Origin of the sequence: Microbacterium proteolyticum (genome assembly GCF_014192415.1) — a bacterium.
In the GTDB taxonomy this organism is placed as follows: domain Bacteria; phylum Actinomycetota; class Actinomycetes; order Actinomycetales; family Microbacteriaceae; genus Microbacterium; species Microbacterium proteolyticum.
This window is the reverse complement of the sequence record NZ_JACHXY010000001.1, coordinates 39,244-52,355: the sequence shown is the minus strand read 5'-3', so window position 1 is coordinate 52,355 and position 13,112 is coordinate 39,244. Positions and strand designations below refer to the sequence as shown.

At 66.8% G+C, this 13,112-nt stretch carries 12 protein-coding genes; 7 read left to right on the top strand and 5 right to left on the bottom strand.

The window, feature by feature from the left end:
- Positions 1 to 41 precede the first annotated feature (41 nt).
- The 6 genes from FHS07_RS00285 to FHS07_RS00260 all read left to right on the top strand — a co-directional run bounded on the left by FHS07_RS00285 (position 42) and on the right by FHS07_RS00260 (position 5,904).
- The gene (locus FHS07_RS00285) at positions 42 to 1,436 is read left to right on the top strand and encodes a dipeptidase (RefSeq protein WP_183417939.1); all 1,395 of its coding nucleotides are present in this window, start codon (positions 42 to 44) and stop codon (positions 1,434 to 1,436) included.
- Positions 1,437 to 1,507: 71 nt separating this feature from the next.
- The gene (erpA, locus tag FHS07_RS00280) at positions 1,508 to 1,873 is read left to right on the top strand and encodes an iron-sulfur cluster insertion protein ErpA (RefSeq protein WP_183417938.1); all 366 of its coding nucleotides are present in this window, start codon (positions 1,508 to 1,510) and stop codon (positions 1,871 to 1,873) included.
- A gap of 166 nt (positions 1,874 to 2,039) precedes the next feature.
- A complete protein-coding gene (ctaC, locus tag FHS07_RS00275; protein ID WP_183417937.1) occupies positions 2,040 to 2,921 on the top strand; it encodes an aa3-type cytochrome oxidase subunit II in 882 nt (293 codons plus the stop codon).
- Positions 2,922 to 2,923: 2 nt separating this feature from the next.
- On the top strand, positions 2,924 to 4,687 hold the full coding sequence (gene ctaD / locus FHS07_RS00270) for an aa3-type cytochrome oxidase subunit I (protein ID WP_183417936.1): 1,764 nt from the start codon (positions 2,924 to 2,926) through the stop codon (positions 4,685 to 4,687).
- 4 nt (positions 4,688 to 4,691) lie between these two features.
- On the top strand, positions 4,692 to 5,108 hold the full coding sequence (locus FHS07_RS00265) for a cytochrome c oxidase subunit 4 (protein WP_183417935.1): 417 nt from the start codon (positions 4,692 to 4,694) through the stop codon (positions 5,106 to 5,108).
- A 4-nt stretch (positions 5,109 to 5,112) separates the two neighbouring features.
- Entirely contained in the window at positions 5,113 to 5,904 is a 792-nt protein-coding gene (locus FHS07_RS00260; protein WP_183417934.1) for a protein phosphatase 2C domain-containing protein, read from the top strand.
- 974 nt (positions 5,905 to 6,878) lie between these two features.
- On the opposite strand, the gene FHS07_RS00255 is transcribed toward FHS07_RS00260, so the two are convergent.
- The 5 genes from FHS07_RS00255 to ctaE form a co-directional block, all read right to left on the bottom strand.
- Positions 6,879 to 7,289, bottom strand: a complete 411-nt coding sequence (locus FHS07_RS00255; RefSeq protein WP_183417933.1) for a rhodanese-like domain-containing protein — start codon at positions 7,287 to 7,289, stop codon at positions 6,879 to 6,881.
- A 173-nt stretch (positions 7,290 to 7,462) separates the two neighbouring features.
- Positions 7,463 to 9,307: a cytochrome bc1 complex cytochrome b subunit gene (gene qcrB / locus FHS07_RS00250; RefSeq protein ID WP_183417932.1), complete on the bottom strand. Its 1,845-nt coding sequence runs from the start codon at positions 9,305 to 9,307 to the stop codon at positions 7,463 to 7,465.
- Complete coding sequence (gene qcrA / locus FHS07_RS00245) at positions 9,304 to 10,362, bottom strand: cytochrome bc1 complex Rieske iron-sulfur subunit (RefSeq protein ID WP_183417931.1); 1,059 nt, start codon at positions 10,360 to 10,362, stop codon at positions 9,304 to 9,306. Before qcrA ends, qcrB begins: the two co-directional genes overlap by 4 nt.
- A 39-nt stretch (positions 10,363 to 10,401) precedes the next feature.
- Positions 10,402 to 11,214, bottom strand: a complete 813-nt coding sequence (qcrC, locus tag FHS07_RS00240) for a cytochrome bc1 complex diheme cytochrome c subunit (protein ID WP_183417930.1) — start codon at positions 11,212 to 11,214, stop codon at positions 10,402 to 10,404.
- A 16-nt stretch (positions 11,215 to 11,230) separates the two neighbouring features.
- Positions 11,231 to 11,863 carry an aa3-type cytochrome oxidase subunit III gene (gene ctaE, locus FHS07_RS00235; protein WP_183417929.1) on the bottom strand — a complete coding sequence of 211 codons (633 nt, stop codon included), beginning with the start codon at positions 11,861 to 11,863 and terminating at the stop codon, positions 11,231 to 11,233.
- 184 nt (positions 11,864 to 12,047) lie between these two features.
- Between ctaE and trpD the strand changes: the two genes are divergently transcribed.
- Positions 12,048 to 13,109 (top strand): anthranilate phosphoribosyltransferase, encoded by a 1,062-nt coding sequence (gene trpD, locus FHS07_RS00230; protein WP_183417928.1) that lies wholly within the window; start codon positions 12,048 to 12,050, stop codon positions 13,107 to 13,109.
- The last annotated feature ends 3 nt before the right edge of the window (positions 13,110 to 13,112 follow it).

The following is a 13,112-nucleotide window of genomic DNA, read 5'->3' as shown; positions in this document are numbered from 1 at the left end:
ACCTCGGTGCTTCGCTGATCAGGAGATTTAAGATTACCCGCATGACCCTCGACCTGTCCCGGCAGGACGCTGTGCAAAATGCAGCGGACTCCGGCATCCCCGCAGCCCTCGCCGATCTCGGCTCCCTCGTGCGCATCCCCTCGATCGCCTGGCCGGCGTTCGATCAGTCCGCGCTCGTGAAGAGCGCGGACGCCGTCGCCGCCCTCCTCGAGGGCACCGGCGTCTTCGATTCGGTGGAGGTCGCTCGCGCCGCCATCCCGGGCACCGACGAGATGGGACAGCCCGCCGTCCTCGCATCGCGCGCCGCGCGCAACGGACGCCCCACGGTGCTGCTGTACGCGCACCACGACGTGCAGCCGCCCGGCGACGAGGAACTGTGGGACTCCCCGCCGTTCCAGCCCACCGTGCGCGACGGCCGCCTCTACGGACGCGGCGCTGCGGACGACAAGGCCGGCATCATGGCCCACGTCGGCGCCATCCGCGCCGTGGCCGAGGTGCTCGGAGACGATCTCGATCTGGGCCTGGCCGTCTTCATCGAGGGCGAAGAGGAGTACGGCTCCCGATCGTTCGCGCAGTTCCTGTCCGACAACGCCGACGCGCTGCGCTCCGACGTGATCGTCGTCGCCGACTCCGGCAACTGGGACGAACGCACCCCGGGACTCACCGTGTCCCTTCGCGGCAACGCCCGTTTCACCCTGACGGTGCGCACGCTCGAGCACGCGTCGCACTCGGGCATGATGGGCGGCGCGGTCCCGGATGCCATGCTCGCCACGGTCAAGCTGCTCGCCACGCTGTGGGACGACGACGGCGCCGTGGCCGTCGACGGTCTCGCGGTGCGCAACGCCGCGACTCCTCATTACGACGAGGCGAAGCTGCGCGCGGAGTCGGGCCTGCTCGAGGGAGTCACCCCCATCGGGCGCGACGCGATCCTCAGCCGCATCTGGAACAAGCCGTCGATCACCATCACCGGATGGGATGCCACGCCCGTGTCCGCGGCATCCAACACCTTGGCGCCCGAGACGAGCGTCGTCATCAGCGCACGTGTCGCTCCTGGACAGGATGCCGAGGAGGCGTTCGCCGCGATCGAGACGCACCTGCGGGCACACGCCCCGTTCGGCGCACGTCTGGAGTTCAGTGACGTCGACTGCGGCGATTCGTTCCTCGTCGACACGAGCGGATGGGCGGTCGGGGACGCGCGAGCGGCCTTCGCGGAGGGGTACGGGGTCGAGTCGGTCGACGTCGGTGTCGGCGGGTCCATTCCCTTCATCGCCGACCTCGTGCGCGAGTTCCCGGACGCCCAGATCCTCGTGACGGGGGTGGAGGATCCGCACGCGCGGGCGCACAGTCCGAACGAGTCGTTGCACCTCGAGACCTTCCGCAACGCCCTCGTGTCGGAGGCCCTCCTGCTGACCCGGCTGAACGATCGCACCGTCTGACGGGGCCGTAGCGGCGGGATCGGCGTAGACTCCATACGTCCCCGCGACCGATCAACCCGAAGGGCATCGCCATGACCGACACCACTCTGTCGTCCTCCGCCGACACCCGCGAGCACGGCGTGGGCCTGACCGCCGCCGCCTCCGACAAGGTGAAGAGCCTGCTGTCGCAGGAGGGTCGCGACGACCTGCGTCTGCGCGTGGCCGTCCAGCCCGGCGGATGCTCCGGACTCATCTACCAGCTCTACTTCGACGAGCGTCACCTCGACGGTGACAAGGTCGTCGATTTCGACGGCGTCGAGGTCATCGTCGACGACATGAGCGTGCCGTACCTCGACGGTGCGAGCATCGACTTCAAAGACACGATCTCCGAGCAGGGCTTCACGATCGACAACCCCAACGCGCAGGGTTCCTGCGCGTGCGGCGACAGCTTCCACTGAGCTCGGTCGCTGTTCCGCAGCGTCGTCTTCGAGAACCCCCGGGACCACGGATCACACCGTGGAACCCGGGGGTTCTCGATGTCTCGGCACTGGACGAATGGCCTGAGAACGGTGAGAGGTTGCCGTAGACTGTCAAAGCTTCATCCACGACCCGGAAAGGTGCATTGTGCCCTCCAAACGTCGCCTTCGTTGGGCAGCGCTCCCTCTCGGGATCGCGTCCGTCGCACTCCTCTCGGGCTGCACCACGACCCAGCTGCACGGATTCCTGCCCGGCTTCGTCGATGACGGAACCCCCGCCACGAACCACACCGACATGGTCGCCGGTCTGTGGGTCAATTCGTGGATCGTGCTCCTCGCCGTGGGTGTCATCACCTGGGGCCTCATGCTGTGGTCGGTCATCGCGTACCGCCGTCGCCGGGGACAGTCGGGCCTGCCGGTGCAGTTGCGCTACAACATGCCGGTCGAGATCTTCTACACGATCGTTCCGCTGATCCTGGTCGTCGGTTTCTTCGCCTTCACGGCGCGCGACCAGAACACCCTCGAGACCCAGTACGACGACCCCGACGTGTCGATCACCGCATACGGCAAGCAGTGGGCCTGGGACTTCCAGTACAACGGCGAAGAGGAAGACAACTCCGACGCCGTCTACTCGATGGGTGTGCAGGCGATCGCCACCTCCGACGGGTACGACCTCGACGACGTGCCCACCCTTTACCTTCCGGTGAACAAGACGGTCAAGATCGACCTGCGCTCGCGCGACGTCATCCACTCGTTCTGGATCATCGACTTCCTGTACAAGAAAGACATGTACATCGGCCGCGACAACGAGTGGTCGTTCATGCCGACTCGTGAGGGCACGTACGAGGGCAAGTGCGCCGAGCTGTGCGGTGAGTACCACTCCGCCATGCTCTTCAACGTCAAGGTCGTCAGCGAGGCCGAGTACGAGGACTACCTCGACTCGCTGCGCCGCGCGGGCGACGTCGGTGACATCAGCGACCTGTCGCGTCTGCAGAACCTGACGACGACCGGTACCGAAGGGAACGAGTGATCATGGCCACGACGCTTCCGCTCCAGGGGACGGGCCCCTCGCGGCCGACGACTCTCCCGCCGCGTCAAGCCGCTCTGCTGAGCACCACGCGTGTCGAGCAGAAGGGCAACCTGGTCGTCAAGTGGATCACCTCCACCGACCACAAGACCATCGGGTACATGTACCTGATCGCCTCCGTGTTGTTCTTCATGCTCGGTGGTGTGATGGCGCTGATCATCCGTGCTGAGCTCTTCGAGCCCGGCATGCAGATCATCCCCACCAAAGAGCAGTACAACCAGCTGTTCACCATGCACGGCACGATCATGCTGCTCATGTTCGCGACGCCGCTGTTCGCCGGCTTCGCCAATGCGCTGCTGCCGCTGCAGATCGGTGCGCCCGACGTGGCGTTCCCGCGCTTGAACGCGTTCGCCTTCTGGCTCTTCCTGTTCGGGTCGACGATCGCCGTCTCGGGCTTCCTCACCCCTCAGGGTGCGGCCGGCTTCGGATGGTTCGCCTATCAGCCGCTCGCCAACGCCAGCTTCTCGCCGGGTGTCGGCGGGAACCTCTGGATGCTGGGACTCGGCATCAGCGGTTTCGGCACGATCCTCGGTGCGGTGAACTTCATCACCACCGTGCTGACCATGCGCGCTCCCGGTATGACCATGTGGCGCATGCCGATCTTCTCGTGGAACACGCTCATCACGAGCATCCTGATCCTGCTCGCGTTCCCCGTGCTGGCTGCCGCCATCTTCGCCGCCGCCGCCGACCGCGTGCTCGGCTCGCACATCTACAGCCCCGAGAACGGCGGTGTCCTGCTCTGGCAGCACCTCTTCTGGTTCTTCGGTCACCCCGAGGTATACATCATCGCGTTGCCGTTCTTCGGCATCGTCTCCGAGATCTTCCCGGTCTTCAGCCGGAAGCCGATCTTCGGTTACAAGACCCTCGTCTACGCCACCATCGCGATCGCCGCTCTCTCGGTGGCCGTGTGGGCGCACCACATGTACGTCACCGGCGGTGTGCTGCTGCCCTTCTTCGCCCTGATGACGATGCTCATCGCGGTGCCGACGGGCGTCAAGATCTTCAACTGGATCGGAACGCTCTGGCGCGGATCCGTCACCTTCGAGACGCCGATGGTGTTCGCCCTCGGCTTCCTGGTGTCGTTCGTCTTCGGTGGTCTGACCGGTGTCATCCTGGCCTCGCCTCCGCTGGACTTCCACCTGTCCGACTCGTACTTCGTGGTCGCGCACTTCCACTACGTCGTCTTCGGCACCGTCGTGTTCGCGATGTTCGCGGGCTTCTACTTCTGGTGGCCCAAGTGGACCGGCAAGATGCTCAACGAGCGTCTCGGCATGGTGCACTTCTGGATGCTGTTCGTCGGCTTCCACATGACCTTCCTCATCCAGCACTGGCTCGGCGTCGACGGCATGGTCCGTCGTTACGCCGACTACGCCGCCGCTGACGGGTGGGCATGGGAGAACCAGCTGTCGACCGTGGGATCGATGATCCTCGGCGCCTCGATGATTCCGTTCCTGCTGAACGTGTGGATCACCGCCCGCAAGGCGCCGCGCGTGACGGTCGATGACCCGTGGGGCTACGGAGCGTCGCTCGAGTGGGCGACGTCGTGCCCGCCGCCGCGCCACAACTTCACCTCGATCCCGCGTATCCGCAGCGAGCGTCCCGCGTTCGACCTGAACCACCCCGAAGCCGGCATCCCGGTCGGTGTGGGTCCGGCCAAGGACGCCCCGGATGCACCTGTCGTCGACGCAGCTGCCGGAGAGGTCAAGTAAGTCCATGCGTACCAACGTCAACCTCTGGTGGATCCTCGCGGTCTTCTCGTTCCTCATCACCGCGGTCTACACCGTCTGGAGCCTCATCCAGCACGGTGGAGTCGAGTGGGTCGGCACGGTGGCCCTCGGGTTCCTCGGGCTCATGTCGTCGATGATCGCCTTCTACATCGGTCGCGTCCTGAAGTCCCAGCGCGGAGAGCTGCCCGAAGACACCCTGACGGCCGACATCGATGACGGTGACCCCGAAATGGGCGAGTTCAGCCCGTGGTCGTGGTGGCCCATCGTGCTCGCTGCGTCCGCGGCGATCGCCGTGATCGGACTCGCCGTGGGCAGCTGGCTCGTCCCCGTCGGTTTCGCGGTCTTCGTGATCGCCATCGTCGGCTGGGTGTACGAGTACTACCGCGGGTACTTCGCGCGCTGATCCTGTGCCCGTTCGGCTGATCACGGCCGCCGTCTCGGATGCCGGCGCCCATCGTCCCACCAACCAGGACGCCGCGTTCGCGGCGTCCTGGGGTGCGGCGGTCGCTGATGGTGTCGGCGGAGGCCCGTCCGGAGATCTCGCATCGGCCGCTCTGGTCCATCGTTTGGTCGCGACGCGCGGGGGAGGGCTAGACGCCGACGGCCTTCTTGTGCGCATCCGCGAGGCCAACTGGGACATCCGTGCGCACGTCGAGCGCGACCCCGCTCTGGAGGGCATGGCCACGACGTTCACCGGTATCTTCCTGAGCACGACGGGTGACCTACTCCTCGCGCACACGGGGGATTCCCGGGCCTACCTGCTGCGTGACGGGGAGTTCTCTCGCGAGACGCGCGATGACTCCTACGTGCAGGCTCTGGTCGACCACGGCATCATCCCGCCCGAGGCGGCCGCGGCACACCCTCGTCGCAACATCATCACTGCTTCTCTCGGCGGGGCCGAAGGAGACGTGGTCTCTGTCGCCGAGCGTCCGCCGCGCGTCGGAGACCGCTGGGTGCTCTGCAGCGACGGACTCACCGACTACGTTCCCGAGGCCGACGTCGCACGGCTCATCGCCGAAGCGTCCGGTCCGCGCGAGGCCGCCGCATCTGCGGTCGCCCTGGCGCTGGAAGCGGGCACGCGCGACAACGTGACGGTCGTCGTGTGCGATGTCGTCGACGATGACGAGACCACGACGGTGGATCCGGTGTTCTTCGGGTCCGCGTCGCGGTGGTTCGCCGAAGACGTCGAAACGGCCTGAGCGGCGCTCCCTAGCGTCGGGCGTCACAGGGTCTCCGCGTCGCCGCGGCCGTCACGGGGGTCTCCGCATCGCTGGGGCCGGCACGCGTCGCGTCGGCACGCTCCGGCCTGACGCCTGCCCGCGTCATCGGAGAGAGCTCGCCTGTGACCTCACGATCGACTCTCGTCCCGAGTCGCCTCCGCGAAGGCGTCAATGGCCGCGCGGGCGAGCTCGGCGCTTCTCGGGCCACCGTGGCCGTCCTCTTCGACGATCTCGAGGCGACTGCCGGTCCAGGCGCGGTGCAATCGCCACGCGGTGAGCGCGGGGCCGCTGATGTCGCGGCGTCCGTGAATAAGCACGCCCGGGATGTCGCGCAGTTCGTTCCCCCGCCTCGGGATGGCCTTTTCGCCGGGCAGGAAGCACTCCCTGCCCAGTAGTGCGTGACCAGCGTCGCGAAGTTGAGACGGTGTCGCGGGTCGGCGTGAAGGGGACCCGGGGTCGCGCCCGGTCCGAGCGCGATGTGCGTCGCCTCCCAGTCGTCCCACCTGTCACCCGCGTCGATCCGAATCCGGGGGTCTGGGTCGCGTAAGAAACGCGCGTATCCCTCAATGGTTCGCTCGCCATTCCGAAGTGGCGCTCGGAGCCGCTCGTGCGCCTCGGGGAAGACGGGAGCGATCCCGTCGGTGATCCAGTCGATCTCCCATCGCCCCCGGTCGTGACGGCGAAGGTGACGATCTCCGTCACGCGTCGCGGGTGGGCGAGGGCGTACGCCAGCGCCAGCGTCGAGCCCCACGACCTTCCATGAGGAGCCAGGCGTCGAGGTGGAGGGCATCTCCGCATCCGTCGGGTCGGAATCGATCACGCCGCCCCGTCGTCGCCGGCCTCCCGCAGTCGCGGATGTCGGGATCGCGAGCCCGCTCGTCGACAGGACCGTCCCGGTCGCCGTGCCAGCGGGGGATGAGATCGCGGAGCCCTCTCAACGGGTCGGAGTCTCGTCAGGGACGGCGCACGACCATGACGGTGGGATCGAACACCCGCTCGCAGGGGCCCTCGTCGTTCTCGAACGGTTGGCCCTCGCGAACCCAGTATTCGTAGCCGCCGATCATCTCCTTCACCGAGTAGCCCAGCTGGGCGAAGGCGAGAGCGCCCTTCTGGCCCGCGTTGCAGCCGGGGCTCCAGCAGTACACGACCACTGGTGTCTCCCGGTCCAGTTCGTGCGGCGCGCGCTCCTCGATGCTCCGATAGGGCATGTGTACGGCGCCGGTGATGCGCCCCTGCGCCCAGGCATCGTCTCCGCGCACGTCGACGAGCACGAAGCGGTCGCCGGCTTTCTGCGCGGCGTAGACGTCGGAAGGATCGGTCTCGACGGCGAGGCGGGTGCGGAAGTACTCGAGTGCATCGGTCACGCTCCCACGGTAGACACCGGGCGTGTGACGGGGGAGGTCTCCAGATGCCACGATGCCGCGGCATCCTGCCAGACCCCGGTTTGGGGCGTCTGACAGTCGATCGTGTGCGTCGACCGGTCGCCGAGCACGACGAAGCCCCGGTGCCGTAGCACCGGGGCTTCGCTTCGAGAGTGTTACTCGCTCTTGTCGCCGCGGGGGCGGTTAGCCTCGCCGAGTCCCTTGGGAGCCGGGATCTCGACCTCGACACGCTCACCGACCGCGTTGCGCGGACGACCGTCCTCATCGGCGCGGGCATCGGCGCCGGCGATCTCGTCGGCCTCCTCGTGCGCGATGTGGTCGAGCTCGTGGTGCTGGTGCGCGACCGCGGCATCGATTTCGGCCTGGGTGAGAGGTGCGAGACGGTCTTCGAAGAACCACCGCGACACCGACGCACGGATGTTCTCGTGCCAAGGAATCTGACCCTTGTCGTTGGGACGGACGACGAGCGGCTCGTACGTCTCGTTGTCCACGAGCTTCCAGCGCTCGAACTCATCGACCGGCTGGTGAACCTCGATGTACTCGCCGCCGGGCAGGCGGACGATGCGACCCGACTCGTAGCCGTGCAGCGCGATCTCGCGGTCCTTCTTCTGCAGCGCGATGCAGATGCGCTTGGCGACGAAGTACGCGAGGATCGGGCCGAGAATCAGCAAGGCCTGAAGGGCGTGGATCACGCCTTCCATCGTCAGGTGGAAGTGCGTCGCGATGATGTCGGACGACGCGGCGGCCCACATGACGGCGTAGAACGTGACACCGGCTGCACCGATGGCGGTGCGAGTCGCGGCGTTGCGCGGGCGCTGGGCGATGTGGTGCTCGCGCTTGTCTCCGGTGACCCACGCCTCGATGAAGGGGTAGATCAGCACGAGGACGATGAACAGACCGAGCACGGCGACCGGCAGGATGATGTTCCAGGACCAGGTGTGGCCCCACAGCACGAACTCGAGGTGCGGCGGCACGAGACGCAGCGCGCCGTCGGCGAAGCCGATGTACCAGTCGGGCTGGGTACCGGCCGACACGGGCGACGGGTCGTAGGGACCGTAGTTCCAGATCGGGTTGATCGTCACCAGGGCGGCGATCAGGACGATGACGCCGAAGGTGATGAAGAAGAAGCCACCCATCTTGGAGGCGTACACCGGCATGATCGGGTAGCCCACGACGTTGCTGTTCGTGCGGGCGGGCCCGGCGAACTGCGTGTGCTTGTTGATGATCATCAGCATGAGGTGCACGGCGAGCAGCGCGACGAGGATCGCCGGCAGCAGCAGGATGTGCAGCGTGTACAGTCGGCCGACGATCGTGGTACCGGGGAACTCTCCGCCGAAGAGGAGGAACGAGGTCCAGGTGCCGATGATCGGCAGACCCTTGATCATGCCGTCGATGATGCGCAGACCGTTACCCGACAGCAGGTCGTCGGGGAGGGAGTAACCGGTGAAGCCCTCGGCCATCGCCAGGATGAAGAGGATGAAGCCGACGACCCAGTTGAGCTCGCGCGGCTTGCGGAACGCACCGGTGAAGAACACGCGCAGCATGTGGACACCGATACCGGCGACGAACACGAGCGCCGCCCAGTGGTGGATCTGACGAACGAGAAGACCGCCGCGCAGGTCGAACGAGATGTGCAGCGCCGACTCCATGGCGGCCGACATCGCGATGCCGCGCATGGGTTCGTACGCGCCGTTGTAGTGCGTCTCGACCATCGACGCCTGGAAGAAGAACGTCAGGAACGTGCCGGAGAGCAGCACGACGACGAAGCTCCACAGGGCGATCTCGCCGAGCATGAACGACCAGTGATCGGGGAAGACCTTGCGGCCGAGCTCCTTGACGAGGCCGGACACGCTCGTGCGCTCGTCGAGGTAGTTCGCCGCGGCACCGACGAAGCGGCCCCCGAGCGGCTTGCCGTCGCGACCCGCAGGCGCCTTCGGCGGACCGGAGTAGACAGCCGGTTCGGTGGTGACGTTCTCGGTGGGGTGAGTACCGGTACTCATGAGCGCTCCCAGAAGCTGGGGCCGACGGGCTCCTGGAAGTCACTCTGCGCGACGAGGTAACCCTCGGCGTCGACGGTGATGGGGAGCTGCGGCAGGGGACGGGCGGCCGGGCCGAAGATGACGGCCGCGCCGTTGGCGACGTCGAACTGCGACTGGTGGCAGGGGCACAGGAGGTGGTGGGTCTGCTGCTCGTACAGTGCCACGGGGCAACCGACGTGGGTGCAGACCTTGGAGTACGCGATGATGCCGTCGTACGACCAGTCGAGGTTGTTGGTCTCGGGGTTGAGCTGTTCGGGCTGCATGCGCATGAGCAGCACGATCGCCTTGGCCTTCTCTTCGAGGTACCCCTCGTCGTGTCCGAGGCCCGCGAGCTCTTCGGGGATCACGTGGAAGGCCGAGCCGAGGGTCACGTCGGCCGCGCGGATGGGACGGCCGGAGGGGTCGTGCGCGAGACGCATACCCTGTTCCCACATGGTGTGGCTCAGCAACGTCACGGGGTCCTGATCCTGCGGTGCGAGCCCGCGGAAGAGCGTGATTCCCGGGATGATGGATGCCGCCAGGGCGGCGAACATCGAGTTGCGAATGATCTCGCGACGACCGAAACCGGAGTCTCTGTCGGCTTCGGCGAAGACGTTGATCGCGCCTTCGCGAACCTCGTCGCGCCCGCGGGTCGCGTGGCGGTCCTCGATGTACTCCTTGTCGGACATGACCGACTTGCCCCAGTGGATGGTGCCGATGCCGATCGCCAGCAGCGCGAAAGCGATGCCGAGTCCGATGAAGAGGTTGTTGTAGCGGATGTCGATCATCGCGCCCGACTCGATCGGGAAGATCATGTAGGCGATGCTCGCCCAGATGCTCGCCGCGACCGAGACGTAGAACAGGGTGTAGACCGTACGGACCGCACGCTTCATCTCCTGCGGGTCCTTGTCGGTCATCCGCTGACGGTGACCGGGCAGACCCGGGTTGCTGACGGCGTCGGGAACCGCGACGGCGAGGCCCGAGCCGGGCTTCCAGGAAGCCCTCTCGTGCTCGAGTGCGTCGTCCTCGTGTGCCATGGTGCTCCTCGTGCGTTTACGTAATGTCGAAGACGACGGTCAGTTGGACTTCGCCGTGATCCACACGGTCAGGGCGATGAGCGCCCCGATACCGAAGATCCAGATGAACAGACCCTCGGAGACCGGGCCCAGCGACCCGAGGGCGTAGCCGCCGGGGGAGTCGGTCTTCTGCACGTACATCAGGTACGAGATGACGTCGCGCTTGTCTTCGGGGGTGAGGTTGAGGTCGTTGAAGACCGGCATGTTCTGCGGACCCGTGACCATCGCCGCATACATGTTGACGGGGGTGACCGTGTGCAGGTCAGGCGCCCACTTGCCCTCGGTCAGAGCGCCGCCGGCACCGGCGACGTTGTGGCACATCGCGCAGTTGATGCGGAAGAGCTCGGCTCCGCGGGACAGGTCGCCCCCTCCGTCGACGAGGTCTTCGGTGGGGTAGGAGGGACCGGGGGCCGAGGACTGCACGTACGCCGCGATCGCATTGATCTGCTCGTCCGTGAACTGCACGGGCTTCACCGGTGCCTGCGGGCCCTGGGCCTGGAGCGGCATGCGGCCGGTCGATACCTGGAAGTGCACCGACAGCTCGCCGACGCCGAACAGCGCCGGTCCCTGCTGGCTGCCCTCGAGGTTCAGACCGTGGCAGGTCGCGCAGTTGGCCTGGAAGAGCTTCTCGCCCTCTTCGACCGCGGTAGCCGAATTGGCCTCGCTGACGGGCGTGGTGGACGTGGCGGCCATCGCGGCCGAGGCGCCGGCGTAGGCACCTCCGGTGAGGAGGAGTCCGATGCCGATCAGCGCTGCGGCGGCCAGGGGGCTACGACGCCCGGACGACCGACGAGTCTTCTTCTCGCGTGCCATGTGAAGTACAGCTCTCTTACTTGAGGAAGTAGATGACGACGAACAGGGCGATCCAGACGACGTCGACGAAGTGCCAGTAGTACGACACGACGATCGAGGTGGTCATCTCTTTCCGGCCGAAGTTCTTCACGGCGTACGCACGGCCGATCACGAGCAGGAAGGCGATGAGGCCGCCCGTCACGTGCAGGGCGTGGAAGCCGGTGGTCAGGTAGAAGGCGGAGGCGTAGGGGTTGGCGCTGATGGGCATGCCCTCGGCCACCAACGTCGCGTACTCCCACACCTGTCCCGACACGAAGACCGCGCCGAGGATGAAGGTGAGGTAGAACCACTCCACCATTCCCCACTGCTTGAAGCCGGTGGCCTTGCCCGTGCGGTACGGCTGGTACCGCTCGGCGGCGAAGACGCCCATCTGGCACGTGACCGACGACAACACGAGGATGAACGTGTTGACCAGCGCGAAGGGGACATTGAGCAGCTGGGTCTCTTCGGCCCACAAGGACGCGGAGGTGCTGCGGAGGGTGAAGTAGATCGCGAAGAGGCCTGCGAAGAACATGACCTCACTGCCCAGCCACACGATGGTGCCTACGGCGACCGGGTCGGGTCGCTTCACGGCACGCACGGCCTGGGAATACGTCGCTGAGGTCGTCACCGTTCCATTATGCGCGATCCGCGGGCCCGATCATCCCATCCCCCGCATGAGTTATTCCATCGTCGAGACTTAGGGAAGCCTCAGAATTCGCAAGGAATCCCCGGTACGGAGCAGGTTCGGAGCGCCCCGTCCGAGGCGCGGATCGCGACACGGCGAGACGACACGCGTGTGAAAGGATCGTCCCATGGCGGAACGCTTCAGCTGGCCCGATCTGCTCTCCTCGTTGCTGGCCGGTGATGACCTCAGTGTGTCGGAGTCCACGTGGGCCATGAGGCAGGTGATGGCGGGCGAGGCGACTCCCTCGCAGTTGGCCGGATTCCTCATCGCCCTGCGCGCGAAGGGCGAGACGGTCGAAGAGATCGTCGGCTTCCGCGATGCCATCCTCGAGGCGGCGGTGCCCCTTCCCGTCCGTGCGGAGGTGCTCGACATCGTGGGCACCGGCGGCGACCGGTTCGGCACCGTCAACGTCTCGACGATGGCGGCGATCGTGGCCGCGGCATCCGGTGTCCCGGTCGTCAAACACGGCAATCGCGCGGCGAGTTCGTCGTCGGGATCCTCCGACGTGCTGTCGTCGCTCGGGATCGCGCTGACCCTCGCGCCCGAGAAGGTGGCGGAGACGCTCGATCGCACGGGCATCACCTTCGCGTTCGCGTCGGCGTTCCACCCCGGGTTCCGGCATGCCGGTCCGACACGGGCCGAGCTCGGCGTGCCGACGGTGTTCAACTTCCTCGGCCCGCTCTGCAACCCGGCCCGGGCCGAGGCGAACGCCGTAGGAGTGGCCCACCTCGACCGCGTGCCGCTGATCACGGGCGTGTTCCGCACGCGCGGCGCCACCGCGCTCGTGTTCCGCGGTGACGACGGCCTCGACGAGCTCACCACGACCGGGCACAGCCGCCTGTGGGAGATCAGCCGGGGCGACGTGCACGAGCACGACCTGGATCCGCGTGATCTCGGCATCCCCCTCGCCGACATCGACGAACTGCTCGGCGGCTCGCCCGACCACAACGCCGCGGTGGTGCGGCGTGTGCTCGCGGGCGACACCGGACCGGTCCGCGACATCGTCCTGCTGAACGCGGCGGCGGGCCTGGTGTCGTTCCGTCTGTTCCAGGATGCGACCGAGGTGCAGCGTCCGATCGTCGAGCGTCTCGCGGAAGCGCTCGCCGACGCGGCCGCGACCATCGACGACGGACGCGCGTCGGCGAAGCTCGACGACTGGGTGCGGACCTCGAAAGAGCTGTCGGAGTAGCGC

Excerpts from the sequence above, each read along its gene's own strand:
- FHS07_RS00285 (WP_183417939.1), top strand. The coding sequence starts at position 42 with ATGACCCTCGACCTGTCCCGGCAGGACGCTGTGCAAAATGCAGCGGAC.
- erpA (WP_183417938.1), top strand. The coding sequence starts at position 1,508 with ATGACCGACACCACTCTGTCGTCCTCCGCCGACACCCGCGAGCACGGC.
- ctaD (WP_183417936.1), top strand. The coding sequence starts at position 2,924 with ATGGCCACGACGCTTCCGCTCCAGGGGACGGGCCCCTCGCGGCCGACG.
- FHS07_RS00265 (WP_183417935.1), top strand. The coding sequence starts at position 4,692 with ATGCGTACCAACGTCAACCTCTGGTGGATCCTCGCGGTCTTCTCGTTC.
- qcrB (WP_183417932.1), bottom strand. The coding sequence starts at position 9,307 with ATGAGTACCGGTACTCACCCCACCGAGAACGTCACCACCGAACCGGCT.
- qcrA (WP_183417931.1), bottom strand. The coding sequence starts at position 10,362 with ATGGCACACGAGGACGACGCACTCGAGCACGAGAGGGCTTCCTGGAAG.
- qcrC (WP_183417930.1), bottom strand. The coding sequence starts at position 11,214 with ATGGCACGCGAGAAGAAGACTCGTCGGTCGTCCGGGCGTCGTAGCCCC.
- trpD (WP_183417928.1), top strand. The coding sequence starts at position 12,048 with ATGGCGGAACGCTTCAGCTGGCCCGATCTGCTCTCCTCGTTGCTGGCC.